This window comes from Collinsella aerofaciens (genome assembly GCF_902501475.1).
In the GTDB taxonomy this organism is placed as follows: Bacteria; Actinomycetota; Coriobacteriia; order Coriobacteriales; family Coriobacteriaceae; genus Collinsella; species Collinsella aerofaciens_AL.
In genome coordinates, this window is record NZ_CABWIF010000022.1 from 120,937 (window position 1) to 134,065 (window position 13,129).

Annotated in this window: 11 protein-coding genes; 1 reads left to right on the forward strand and 10 read right to left on the reverse strand. The window is 61.2% G+C overall.

Annotation, left to right across the window (positions count from 1 at the left end):
• Positions 1 to 110 precede the first annotated feature (110 nt).
• The 4 genes from GDJ93_RS05725 to thyA all read right to left on the reverse strand — a co-directional run bounded on the left by GDJ93_RS05725 (position 111) and on the right by thyA (position 3,986).
• The gene (locus tag GDJ93_RS05725) at positions 111 to 1,460 is read right to left on the reverse strand and encodes an MATE family efflux transporter (RefSeq protein ID WP_152068072.1); all 1,350 of its coding nucleotides are present in this window, start codon (positions 1,458 to 1,460) and stop codon (positions 111 to 113) included.
• Between the two features lie 125 nt (positions 1,461 to 1,585).
• Entirely contained in the window at positions 1,586 to 2,500 is a 915-nt protein-coding gene (locus tag GDJ93_RS05730) for a TrmH family RNA methyltransferase (protein WP_152068073.1), read from the reverse strand.
• 109 nt (positions 2,501 to 2,609) lie between these two features.
• Positions 2,610 to 3,128: a dihydrofolate reductase gene (locus GDJ93_RS05735; protein WP_152068074.1), complete on the reverse strand. Its 519-nt coding sequence runs from the start codon at positions 3,126 to 3,128 to the stop codon at positions 2,610 to 2,612.
• 9 nt (positions 3,129 to 3,137) lie between these two features.
• Entirely contained in the window at positions 3,138 to 3,986 is an 849-nt protein-coding gene (gene thyA / locus GDJ93_RS05740; RefSeq protein WP_006234017.1) for a thymidylate synthase, read from the reverse strand.
• Positions 3,987 to 4,152: 166 nt separating this feature from the next.
• On the opposite strand from thyA, the gene GDJ93_RS05745 reads away from it, so the two are divergent.
• Positions 4,153 to 4,923: a DUF134 domain-containing protein gene (locus GDJ93_RS05745; RefSeq protein WP_152068075.1), complete on the forward strand. Its 771-nt coding sequence runs from the start codon at positions 4,153 to 4,155 to the stop codon at positions 4,921 to 4,923.
• 120 nt (positions 4,924 to 5,043) lie between these two features.
• Here the strand turns inward: GDJ93_RS05745 and ffh are convergent, their stop codons facing one another.
• From ffh to plsX, 6 genes are all read right to left on the reverse strand, one after another.
• Positions 5,044 to 6,519, reverse strand: a complete 1,476-nt coding sequence (gene ffh, locus GDJ93_RS05750) for a signal recognition particle protein (protein WP_152068076.1) — start codon at positions 6,517 to 6,519, stop codon at positions 5,044 to 5,046.
• 10 nt (positions 6,520 to 6,529) lie between these two features.
• Entirely contained in the window at positions 6,530 to 7,447 is a 918-nt protein-coding gene (gene ftsY, locus GDJ93_RS05755; protein ID WP_152068077.1) for a signal recognition particle-docking protein FtsY, read from the reverse strand.
• Positions 7,447 to 10,983, reverse strand: coding sequence for a chromosome segregation protein SMC (smc, locus tag GDJ93_RS05760; protein WP_152068078.1), 3,537 nt, complete (start codon positions 10,981 to 10,983; stop codon positions 7,447 to 7,449). The genes ftsY and smc overlap by 1 nt, the downstream gene beginning before the upstream one ends.
• Before the next feature lie 10 nt (positions 10,984 to 10,993).
• Positions 10,994 to 11,719 carry a ribonuclease III gene (gene rnc / locus GDJ93_RS05765; RefSeq protein WP_117716046.1) on the reverse strand — a complete coding sequence of 242 codons (726 nt, stop codon included), beginning with the start codon at positions 11,717 to 11,719 and terminating at the stop codon, positions 10,994 to 10,996.
• Between the two features lie 3 nt (positions 11,720 to 11,722).
• Positions 11,723 to 11,965 carry an acyl carrier protein gene (locus tag GDJ93_RS05770; RefSeq protein ID WP_152068079.1) on the reverse strand — a complete coding sequence of 81 codons (243 nt, stop codon included), beginning with the start codon at positions 11,963 to 11,965 and terminating at the stop codon, positions 11,723 to 11,725.
• Between the two features lie 124 nt (positions 11,966 to 12,089).
• Positions 12,090 to 13,109 carry a phosphate acyltransferase PlsX gene (gene plsX / locus GDJ93_RS05775; RefSeq protein ID WP_152068080.1) on the reverse strand — a complete coding sequence of 340 codons (1,020 nt, stop codon included), beginning with the start codon at positions 13,107 to 13,109 and terminating at the stop codon, positions 12,090 to 12,092.
• Between the last annotated feature and the right edge of the window lie 20 nt (positions 13,110 to 13,129).

Consider the following 13,129-nt stretch of genomic DNA (forward strand, 5'->3'; position numbering starts at 1 on the left):
GCAAGACAACCTGGATGAAAACCAGAAAATCGTGGCGCAAAGAGTGTCCCCAACGACTAGTCGTTTAAGAACGTCCCCAACGACTAGTCATTCAAGAACGTCCCCAATGACTAGGCGGTGGCGCGACCTAGCCAGTTGCCGCTGTGGTGGTAGATGGTGAACATTATGGCGGTGATGAGCCAGGTTACGGGGTAGACCAGCAGCAGGTGCTCAAGCGACGGATCGAACGGCATAATCGCAAATACCCAGATCACCCTGAGCACGACGGTGCCAAAAATCGTGAGCAGCATGGGCTGCAAGCTCACGCCGGCGCCGCGAATGGATCCCGACGCGTTCTCGATAATCGAGAAAATCGCGTAGAACGGCGCGATAAAATGGAGGATGGTCGTGGTGTACGCCGAAATCGAAGCATCGTCCACAAACAGACGTGACAACGGACCGGAGAACACCAGCAGCACGGCAGACAGGCCACCAATGAGCATAAACGACAGCACGAGCGACGTATGGTAGCCCTTGCGCATGCGCTCGTAGTTGCGCGCGCCAAAGTTCTGTGCCGAGAACGTGGTGATCGACACGCCAAGCGCCTCGGTAACCATCCAGACAATGCCATCCAGGCGGCCCGAAAGACCCCAAGCCGTGGTGACATCGGCGCCAAACGAGTTGACCGACACCTGAATCAAAACGTTGGAAATCGAATACGCAGCAGACTGAAAGCCAAGCGGCAGACCACATGAGATCATGCTCTTACAAATGTCAGGATCAATACCGAGCTTGGACAGTGAAAGCCGCCACGCACCCGGTGCGTGCATCATACGAATCACGATCATCGCGGCGTTGGAGCAAATGGTCAGCGCCACCGCGATGCCGCAGCCCAGAGCCTCCATATGAAGCACGGCAACGAAGATGACATCCAGCACCGCATTAACAAGGCAACCGGAAGCGATGATCACAGCAGGCCCGCGCGTGTCGCCCACGGCGCGCAGCAATGCCGTTCCCATATTGAGCAGCAGCGCCGCAACCATGGCGGCAAAATAGCAACGGGCATAGGCCACGCCCTCGGCCAATAATTCATGCGGCGTGTTCATAAGCACCAGCATGGGCTCAACGAACACTATGCCAAGAATCGAGAAAACGATACCGCCCACCAGCGCGAGCGTCATGGCCGTATGGACCGATCGGCTCAGGCGCCCGTCATCGTGCTGACCAAAAAACTGGCCCGTAATGACCGCGCAGCCGGCGCCGACGCCAACGCAAAAGCCAATGCAGAGCTCGGTGAGCACCATTGTGGCCTGGATGCCGCCCAACGCGAGCTTGCCGCCAAACTGACCGACGATATAGGTACCGATAAGCGTGTAGGCCTGCTGAAAAAACGAACTAAAAAAGATGGGAACGCACAGAGAAAGCAGCTGCTGCCAAATAACACCCTGCGTTACATCGATAGCCGTAGATTTCTTAGCCACACGCCCTCCCCACTAGCGTACGTCATACAACAAAACGGCAATTTAAGACCAAAGCCAATACCAGCTTAGCACCGACCGATATCGGCCGAAACGCCCCAAACCAGAGCCCGGTGCGAAATATCTGCCTAGTGATACAGCCCCGGCTGGTAGTGATACTCGTTGCTCACGTGCGGGCACAGCTGCCAAAAGGCGACGGCACTCGCCGCGGCCACGTTGAGCGAATCAACCCCGTGCGCCATCGGAATGCGCACGGCTCGGTCGCAGCCAGCAATGGTCTTGGCGCCTAAGCCAGCACCCTCGGTGCCCATAAAGATTGCCAGGCGGTCAATCTCCTGCAGCGCGGGATCGTCCAACGACACCGAATCATCCGTCAACGCCATGGCGGCACACGAAAACCCGGCATCGTGTAACGCCGCCAGCCCATCATGCGGCCATACGCGCGCCTCGCTGCCAATGCGCGTCCAGGGCACCTGGAACACCGTACCCATGCTCACGCGGGCCGAGCGACGATACAGCGGGTCACAGCACGTAGGACTCACCAAAATGCCATCGACGTTCAGCGCAGCCGCCGAGCGGAAAATCGCGCCGACGTTGGTGTGGTCGACAATGCCCTCGAGCACGCACACGCGCACCGGGCGCTCCCCCGCCGCCTCGACGACGCCGCCCAAGAACTCGGCTACCGGAATCTGACGCGGGCGACGGAACGCCGCGAGCGCACCGCGCGTCACGTTAAAGCCCGTCAGCTGCTCCATAAGCTCCATCGAGGCCACGAACACGGGAACCGGGCCCGCACCTTCGCGTACCGCCAGGCGCTCAAACAGCGGCATCATCTGGTCGAGCCAGCGTTCGCCCAAAAGAAAGCTCACCGGCTCGTATCCGGCGCGCACTGCGCGCTCGATGACCTTGGCACTCTCGGCGATAAAAATGCCCTTCTGCGGCTCCAGCACGCAGCGAAGCTCACGCTCGGTCAGTCGCACGTAGGCATCGAGCCGCTCGTCCTCGAGCGAATCGATTCGCAGCACCTCAACGGCATCAGTCATAGCAGCCAGCCCGCACCCTTCTTTACAGCACCTATACAAATATCGGGGCAACGCCATGCGCTGCCCCGCCACTCATTTCAACCCGATAATACCGAAGGGATAATCGGGTTTACGCCTCAACGCGACGATACGTCACGAACTCATAATCGAGACCCTCGTCACCCTCGCCCGCGGCAATCGTGGCAACACCGCCACGCCTCGCAATCTCCCACGCGGGATCGGCATCCAGATCGGGAAAGTACGTATCCACGTCATGCACGCAATGGTTATGCGTAACCTCGGCCTCGACGCAATACGGCAAGAACTGTCGATACACCTCGCCGCCGCCAATCACCCACGCAATGGGCTCATCGGCCACGGCGGCCAAGGCCTCGTCGACGCTATGCACCACGTCGACACCCTCGGCAGCAAAGCTCTCGTCGCGGGTGAGCACGATATTGCGGCGATTCTTGAGCGGTCGTCCGCCGGGAAAACTCAGAAGTGTCTTGCGTCCCATAATGACCGGGCAACCTTTGGTGCACGCTACAAAATGGCGCATATCGGAGCGATTGGACACGACCATGTCACCCTCGCAGCCAATGCCCCAGTCATCGCACACAGCGACAATGGCAGAAAGCTTACACGTCATGCGCGTCACCTACACCGCAATGGGGATGTTCTTGACCTGCGGGCCGTGCTCATAGCCCTCAACAATCAGATCATCGGTCGTAAACGCGTAGAAATCATGCACATCGGGGTTGAGCGTTACCTTGGGAGCCGCAAACTGCGGGCGCTCGATAAGCTCGCGGACGATATCGACATGACGGTCGTAAATATGGGCATCGGCGATCACGTGCAGCAACTCGCCGGGAATCATATCGACCGACTGCGCAACCATCATCAGCAGAATGGCATACTGGCACACATTCCAGTTGTTCGCGGCTAAAATGTCCTGGCTACGCTGGTTGAGAATCATGTTGAGCGTCGGTTTGTCATCCTGCGGGCGCTGCGTCACGTTATACGTCACGCTGTAGGCGCACGGATACAGGTGCATCTCGGACAGATCGCTAAACACATAGGTGTTCGTCATAATGCGGCGGCTGTACGGCGTGTGCTTAAGGTCGTACAGCACGCGGTCCATCTGATCGAAGTCGCCCTCGGCATAATGGCTCTTCTGCCCAATCTGGTAGCCGTAGGCCTTGCCGATAGAGCCGGTCTCGTCGGCCCACTCATCCCAAATATGGCTGTTGAGGTCATGCACGTTATTGGACTTCTTCTGATAGATCCACAGGATCTCGTCCATGGCAGACTTGAGCGCCGTACGGCGCAACGTGAGCGCCGGGAACTCCTCGCGCAGGTCGTAGCGCGCCGTGACACCAAAGTTTTTAATGGTATAGGCAGGGGTGCCGTCCTCCCACACCGGGCGGACCTTTTGGCCCTCGGTCGTGGTGCCATGGTCCAAGATATCGCGGCACATGGCTACAAACTGTTGATCAGCCTTGCTCATTGACCCTCCTGTCAGTCGCCTATAAGCGAGATTCATTGTAGCCCAGGCGCACGCGGCCCCACAGCCCAAACATAAGCCCTCATTTTCTGACATATGACAGAAATTCCTTGCGCAAATCCGCACGTTCGATATTCTATTGTTGACATATGTCAGATAAGGAGTGCGCATGGCAGGAAGACGCGAAAAATTGCGCCGTGTTGGGATCATCCCCGAATATCGCGGTTTTACCCCCGATGGCCTGGCGAGCGGAGACGCTATCGATATGACAGTCGACGAGCTCGAGGTCCTGCGCCTATGCGACCTGGAAGGCCTCAATCAGGAGGAAGTCGCCCAGTGCATGGGCATTGCCCGCGCCACGGTGGCGGCAATCTGCAGCCGCGCGCATCGCAAGGTGGCAAACGCGCTGGTCAATGGACGGGCGATCGTCATCGAAGGCGGAAACATCGCGTACTCCCCCATCACCACGACAACGGCCGCATGGCCAGCAAAGGAGGTCGACACCATGAGGGTGGCAACCACGTACGACAACGGCAACATCTTTATGCACTTTGGCCGCAGCGAGCAGTTCAAGATCTACGACATTGAGGACGGCAAGGTGCTCAACGAGCAGGTCGTGGGCACCGGTGGCACCGGTCACGGCGCCCTGGCGGGTCTGCTCGCCAACGGCGGCGTGGACGCGCTCATCTGCGGCGGTATCGGCGGTGGCGCTATCAACGCGCTTGCACAAGCCGGCATCACGGTATACGCAGGTGCCCAGGGCAACTGCGACACTTGCGTCGAGGCACTTATCGCCGGCACGCTCGCACAGAACGGCGAGGCCACGTGCGGCTGCCACGGCCACGACCACGCCCACGACCACGCCCACGAACATGGCGAGTCCTGCAGCTGCCACGGCCATCACGAGCACGAGGGCCACGAAGGCTGCGGCTGCCACTAACGGCACGGCACCGCGAGCTCGGGGCGCGACGCTAAACGCAACCCCACAATCAAAGCCAACAACAAAGGCCACCCGGTAGCTTCCGAGTGGCCTTTGCCATATCAAGCTTGAATTACAACCCTATTTCTTATTACGCATCTGCGCTTCCATCTGGCGCAGCAGCTCCATATCGGACTTGGGACCGCCCGTACCCAGGCCGCCCATGCCGCCCAGACCCATAGCGTCCAGGCCAGGGATATTGGGCATGCGCATCTTCTTGCCCTTCTTACCCTTTTTGCCCTTCTTGCCGCCGGCCTGTGCCTGATTGGCCATCGTGCGCATGCGGCCCATCATCTTGTTCATCTCGCCCCACTGCTTCATAAGGCTATTGACCTCGGTGGGGGTCACGCCGGCGCCCTTGGCAATGCGGGCACGGCGCTGGCCATTAATGATGGAGGGACGCAGACGCTCCTCCTTGGTCATCGACATGATAATGGCCTCGTTCTTATCGAAGATGCCCTCGTCCAGGTTGCCACCCATCTGGTTGAGCGCACGCTGGCCGCCGGGGAGCATGCCCAGGATGCCCTTCATGCCGCCCATCTTCTTGACGGCCTTCATCTGGTCGAGCATGTCGTTCATGGTGAAGCCCTCGCGCAGCATGCGCTCGGCAGCCTCGAGCTGCTCGGCGTCGGCCGACTCCTGGGCCTTCTCGATGATGCCGACAACATCGCCCATGCCTAAAATGCGCTTGGCCATGCGGTCGGGGTAGAACGGCTCAAGCGAATCGGGCTTCTCGCCCATGCTCACGAACTTGATGGGCTTGCCGGTCACCTGGCGCACGGAAAGCGCGCCGCCGCCACGGGCGTCACCGTCGAGCTTGGAGATGATCACGCCGTCAAAGTCGGTGCGCTCGGCAAAGGTCGAGACGACGTTGACGATATCCTGGCCGGTCATGGCATCGACGACCATCAGCACCTGATCGGGCTTGACGGCCTTCTTGATATCCACGGCCTCCTGCATCATCTGCTCGTCGATCTGCAGACGACCGGCGGTATCGACGATGACCACATCGCGCAGGTGGTCGACGGCCTCCTGGATGGCACCCTTGGCGATATCGACCGGGTGCGCGCCGTCACCGCGGAAGACCGGAACGCCGATCTCTCCACCGAGCGTGGCCAGCTGGTCGGCAGCTGCGGGACGGTAGACGTCGCACGCGGCGAGCAACGGCGAGCGGCCCTGCTTCTTGAGCAGGTAGGCTAGCTTTACGGCAGCCGTGGTCTTACCGGAGCCCTGCAGACCCACCAGCATGATGACGTTGGGGATACGGTTGCTAAAGACGAGCTTGCTCTCGGTGGAACCGAGCATCTCAGTGAGCTCATCGAGCACGATCTTGACGACGTTTTGCGCCGGCGACAGCGACTCCATGACCTCGGCGGTCATGCAGCGCTCCTTGGTCTTGGCGACAAACTCCTTGACGACCTTAAAGTTGACGTCGGCCTCGAGCAACGCCATGCGAATGTCGCGCATGGCAGAGGTGATATCGGCCTCGGTCAGTTTACCCTTGCCGCGCAGGCGGTCAAATGTGTCGTTGAGGCGATCGCTCAGAGAATCAAACACTAGTCACTCCTTAGTTGGACTCGCCCACCAGGGCGCGGCAGAAATCTTTGGCATTAAACTCCTGCAGGTCATCGACCTGCTCGCCCACGCCGATGCGCAGGATGGGAAGCTTGAGCTTCTCGGCCACGGCCATGGCGATACCGCCCTTTGCCGTGCCGTCGAGCTTTGTCATGATAATACCGTCCAGGCCAAGCGCCTCGTTAAACTCGAGCGCCTGGTTCAGACCGTTTTGGCCCGTTGCGGCATCGATCACGAGCACGACATAGACGGGCATGGGGCCGGCGGCCATATTGGCGGCGCGCTTACGGGTCACATTGACCACCTTGGCAAGCTCGCGCATGAGCTCGGGGCTCGTGTGCAGACGACCGGCGGTATCGATGAGCACCAGGTCGCTGCCGCGCTTATCGGCCTCGTCGAGCACGTCATAGCACACGCTTGCCGGATCGGAGCCGCGGTCACGCTTGATAACCGGTACGCCGGCACGCTGACCCCACACATCAAGCTGCTCGATGGCGGCGGCGCGGAAGGTGTCGGCCGAACCGATCACGACGTTCTTGCCGCGGGCGGCCATGGCGCTCGCGATCTTACCGACCGTCGTGGTCTTGCCGGCACCGTTAATGCCCACAAACAGCACGCAGCTCGGCGTATCGGAGAACGGATCGCGCTCGATGGGCACAAAGTGCTGCTCAAGCTGCTCGGCCAGGGCGCGACGGAGTTGCGGGGCGGTCTTGAGGTTCTTCTTAGCCGCGGCATCACGCAGGTCATCGGAGACCTTTATGGCGACCTCGGCGCCCATGTCACCCATGACGAGGGTGTCCTCAAGGTCCTCCCAAAAATCCTCGTCGACCTCGCCGCCAAAGTAGAAGACCTCGTTGAGGGCCTCGCGGCTGCGCTCAAGTCCGCGCGAGAGAGCGTCAAAGAATCCCATTATGCATTCACGACCTTTCCGGTTTCGCGATCGAGTTTTTGCGAGACGACGCGGCTGACGCCGTCGGCTTGCATCGAGACGCCATAGAGAACGTCAGCGTCCTCCATAGTACGGCGCTGATGCGAAATGACCAAGAGCTGTGTATCGGAACGCAGCACATCGAGGGCTCCGATGAGCTTGGACAGGTTGGCGTCATCAAGCGCCGCCTCAACCTCGTCCAGCACATAGAACGGCACCGTGCGCGTACGGTACACAGCAAAGAGCAGGGCGAGCGCCGTCAGACTCTTCTCGCCACCCGACATGAGCATCATCTTGGTGATGCGCTTGCCGCGCGGCTGCGCCACGACCTCAATGCCCGTCTCGGCCGGATGCTCGGGATCGGTCATCTCCAGATGAGCCTGACCGCCCGGGAAGAGCATGGCGAAGATCTCGCGGAAGTTCGCATCGACCTTCTCAAACGTCACCAGAAACGCCTTGCGCATCTTACGGTCGATGGCCACCGTGATCTTGGTGAGCGCCTTGCGCGCGCTCTCCAGATCGGCCAGCTGCTCCTCGATGTAATCGGCGCGGCGCTTGAGCTGCTCGTATTCCTCCATGGCAACCTGGTTCACGGGGCCCAGATTGTTGATCTGACACACGAGCTGGTTGAGCTCGCGCTCGGCGGCGTCGCGGTCGGTGGGAGCAGGAAGCATGAGCGCTTCCTCGAGCACCGTGGTGCCATCGGCGGTAATGGCCTTAATGGCCGCCTCGACCTGCACCTCGAGCTTGCCGCGCGCAACCTTGAACTCATTTTGCGTCGCCGTGGCGGCATCAACCCGCTCCTTAGCGCGGGCAACCTCTGCCTTGGCATCCTCGATGGTCTTCTTGAGCGAAGCGGAGTCCGCCTCCTCCAGAGAGGCCTGATCACGCAGGCGCGCTGCCCAATCCGACGCTCGCTCCAGCAAGGCCGAATAGCGCTCGTGCATGGGGTCGACGCGCAGGCGCAGCAACTCGAGCGAGCGCGAAGCCTGGCGTGTTCCGCGGATACGACGGTCGATGCCCTCAAGACGATGCTCCAGATCGGGCACGCGGCCCTTCAGCGAACGCAGGCGTTCGCTTGTCTGGGCTAGGCGAACCTTGGCGTCGGCGAGCTTGCCGGCAGCCTCGGAATCGTCACGGCGAACGCGATCGAGTTCGTCGTTGGCCTCGGCAATCTGCAAGCCCAGATCGCTTGTCTGCGCGCGGGCCTCGTCACGCGAACGGGTGAGCTCGTCAACGCGCGGGCGCGCAGCGCGAACGGCTTCGGAGGCCTGCTCGCGGCGCTTGGAGATGCGCACGCGCTCGACCTCGGCATTGTTGGCGCTTTGCTCCAAGCGGCCGATCTCGGAGAGCAACGAGCGGCGCTCGCCCTCAAGACGGGCGATCTCGCCGGCGGCATCGCCCTCAGCGGCACGCGCCTCTTCGACGGCCGCATTGGCCTCGACGACCTGATCCGACACATGCTCAAACACGGCAGCCAAATCGGGCTCCAAGCCCTCCAGCTCGCGAATGCGACGCTTGCGCTCCAGGGCACCCGACGCCTCGCCGGCATCGAGGCCCACGCGCACAAGGCCGCCACAGCTTACGCGGGCGCCATCGGGGGTCACATAGGTCACACCGTCAACGACAGGCGCAGCCAGCGCGGCAGCCAAGTCATCGACCACGTAATAGCCACCGAGCAGCGCCTCGACAATCGGGCCATAACCGGCACGCACGGAAAGGCGATCGACCAGACGCGAACCGGCAGCGCCCTCGGAGGCAGCAGAGCCGCTCACGCCGCACGCCACCAACAGCGCCTCACCTGAGGCCTTCTTTTGGTCCAGAGCCGCACGACCGGCACGCTCAAGCGCGGCGGCGTCATCAAACAACAGGGCATCGATATCGCCGGCAAGTAGCTGCTCCACCAGGCCCTCAAGCTCGCGCGGGGCCTCGAGCACGTCGCCCAGACGACCCGAGACATCATCGCCCAACGCACCCACCAGACGGCTCACGAGCGGCGAGCTGTCGGCCATGCGGGCATCAAGCTTCTTTTGGCTGGCAAGCTCCGAGCGCACCTCAGACAACTTGTTGCGCGCCTCGCTCTCGCGGGCACGCAAGTCCTTCAGCGCCGCACGGGCGACCTCGGTGGCCTCACGCGCATCGACCTGGGCCTGGCGCGCTTCCTCAAGAGCACCCTCAAGCTCCTCTGCGCGGTTGCGACGGCTCTCGAGCGAGGCCGTGACCTCCTCGAGCTGCTCGTCAATCTGCTCCAGGCGCGAGACATACATGTTGTCCTCGACCTCAGCGTTGCTCAGCGAGTCCTTCACCTTGGCGAGCTCGAGCGCGGCGTTGTCGGCCACGCGCTGCACATCGCGTTGCTCACGCGTAAGCTGCGAAATCTGATTGTCGAGCGCCGCGCGCCGCTCGTGGAGCTCAGCGGCAGCAGGACCAGCGGCGTCAACGTCCTCCTGGGCCTGCATGTGCGCACCGGTCACTTCCTCAAGCTGCGCACGCGCGTCCTCGAGCTCCTCGACCACGCGACGACGCTGATGCTCGGAGCTCGAAATCTGCCCGCGCATGTCAGACAGGCGCGACACCATGTTGTGGCCCTTTTCCTCGAGCAGGCGCATGTCGGAGTTAATGCGGCCGACCACATCTTGCATATGACGGCGCTGCTCGCCTAAGTCGCCCACAAACAGGCCCTTTTCCTCGAGCATGACCTGAAGCTTCTCGAGCTCGCGCTCCTTTTCGCCCAAGCGGTACTGCGCGAGCTCCAGCTCGGCGGCGCCCTCCTTAGAGCGGCTCTCCAGGTCGTTCCACTGCGATTGCAGCGAACGCAGCTCGTCGACGGCCAGCATCTGCGTAAGCTCGTTCGCGCGCGAGGACAGCTCTTTGTACTTGCGCGCGCGATCGACCTGACGCTCCAGCGGCCGCAGCTGACGGGCGATTTCCTTATTGATGTCGCGGGCACGCGTCAGGTGATCGTCCATCGACTTAATCTTTTTGAGCGCACGCTCCTTGCGGCGCTTGTGCTTGGAGATGCCGGCGGCCTCCTCGATGAGGGCGCGGCGCTCCTCGGGGCGGCTCTGCAAAATGGCGTCGAGCTTGCCCTGGCTGATGATGGAATGCGTATCCTTGCCCAGGCCCGAATCGTGCAGGATGTCCTGAATGTCCATCAGGCGGCACGGACTCGAGTTGATGAGGTACTCGCTTTCGCCCGAGCGATACATGCGACGGGTGATGGCGACCTCGTCAAAATCGACGGGCAGCATATGGTCCGAGTTATCGAGCACCAGTGTGACCTCGGCGACACCCACCGGCTTGCGCGCTGACGAGCCCGAGAAGATGACATCCTCCATGGCCTGGCCGCGCAGCTGCTTGGCGCTCTGCTCGCCCAGGACCCACAGGATGGAGTCGGAGATGTTCGATTTTCCCGAGCCGTTGGGACCGACGATGACGGTCAGGCCCGGCTCAAACGTCATATGGGCGCGGTCGGCAAACGACTTGAACCCTTTGAGCGTGAGGGACTTGAGATACACGGTTCCTCGCTTACACGTGCTTCTTGTTCAGAATCACGCCGTTGGTGGTGTAGCCCATGCGGTCGAGCGCTTCGAGCGCGGCGGCTCCCTCGGCTTCTTTCTTTGAGGAGCCGGAGCCGCGGCCTTGGCGAATACCGTCGATGAGCACCACGGCGGTAAAGGTGGGCGCATGCGCCGGGCCCTCGGAGCCAACGAGCTTGTACGCCGGGGGCTCGTGACCGTCGGCTTGCACGCACTCCTGCAAAAACGACTTGGGGTTCGCAGGATGCTCGGCACGCTCGGAAGCCAAATGCGGCTTAAGCGTACGGTGAATGAACTCTGCCGCGGCATCCCAGCCGGCATCCAGGTACAGCGCGCCCACGAGCGACTCATAAACGTTCTCGAGGGCCGAATGCAGGCCGCGCGCACCGGTACCGGTCTCGGAGGCACCAAAGATGATGATGTCGTCGATGCCCAACTCGTGAGAAACCTCGGACAGCGTAGCGCCCGAGACAAGCGACACCTTCAGGCGCGTGAGCTTGCCCTCGTCAAACTCCGGATAGGACTCAAACAGGGAGCGTGCGACCACAGCGCCCAAAATGGAATCGCCCAAGAACTCAAGGCGCTCATAGCTGGCAGAAACCGGCTGGCCCTCGACTGCCGAGGGATGCGTAAGCGCCGCGCGCAGCAGCACCTTATTGTTGAACTCGTGGCCCAGGATTTCCTGGGCGCGCGTAAGTCGTTCGGATAAAGCCAAGACTTAGGCCTCCTTGGCAGTTTCGATAGCGTCGACGGCGTCGGCGACAGAGTTGAGCGAGAGCAGGGTCTCGTCATCGATCTCGAGGTTGAACTCGTCCTCGATAGCCGTAACCAGCTGCAGGCGCTCGAGCGAGTTGGCATCGAGGTCGTCAAAGGTGGTCTCCTCGCTAATTTCGGCAACATCGACGCCCAGAACGTCAGCAGCGACCTCGGCGATCTTGTCGAAGATTTCGGAGCGGTCCATAGCGCTTCCTCTCATAGTGCATGAATACCAAAAGAATGGTACCGCCCGGGCGGTACCAAGACACGGTTCTGATTCTACCCCACGACGTGCACCGCGAAGCACATAACAGCGCTCTAACTCGCTCTTATAAAACGATACCGTCCATAGAGTTGGCGACATTCTCGACCAGCCCGGCGCGCACGGCTTCGGCCGCCGCGAGCGTACCGTTTTTGACAGCCTCGACCGAGGTGGCACCATGGCCGATCAGGACCACGCCGCGCAGGCCCAAAAGAATCGCGCCGCCCTTGGCGTCGCCCGAAAGTTTGGCTTTAATCTCGCGCATCTGCTTTTTGATGAGCAGCGCGGCAATCTTGGTGCCGAGCGAAGACATAAAGACACCCTTGAGCTCCTGCAGCAAAAACTTGGCAGCGCCCTCGGTGGCCTTGAGCGCAATATTGCCCGACATACCATCGGCAACGACGACATCGAAGTTGCCTGAGGTGAGGTCGGTGCCCTCGCAGTTACCAACAAAGCCGGGAACGGCGGCCTTCATAGCAGGGAAACAGGCCTTGGTAAAGTTAGAACCCTTCTCGTCCTCGGTGCCGTTGGCAAGCAGGCCCACGCGAGGATGCTCGATGCCCAGGACGACGCGGGCATAGGCGCTGCCCATCTGGGCAAAACGCACCATATCGTCAACCTCGACATCGGGGTTGGCACCCATGTCGCACAGCACCGTCAGACCGCCGGCGCGATTGGGCAGCGCATTGGTCAGACAGGGGCGCACCGGCTGCTTCTTGCCTTCGGCCTGATACCTAAACGGCGTCACGTAGGCGGTGGCAGCGGCGGTCATGGCACCGGTCGAGCCGGCGGAGAAGAACGCATCCGCGTTGCCCTTCTTAATGGCGCGGCAAGAAAGCACGATCGACGACTTACGCTTGGTCATCACGGCGCGAATGGGATCGTCATCCATGGCGATAACGTCAGGTGCCTCAAGGGCCTCAACACGTGCATGGGAAGCTGCAAAGGGATTGACGATTTCGGCGGGGCCAGCTGCCAAGACCTCGATATCGGGATCGGCGGCAAGCGCAGCCTCGATACCATCGAGAACAACCTGAGGTTTCTCGTCTCCGCCCACAACGTCTACACAAACGCGAACGTTACTCATATACATGCTCCTTATACAAA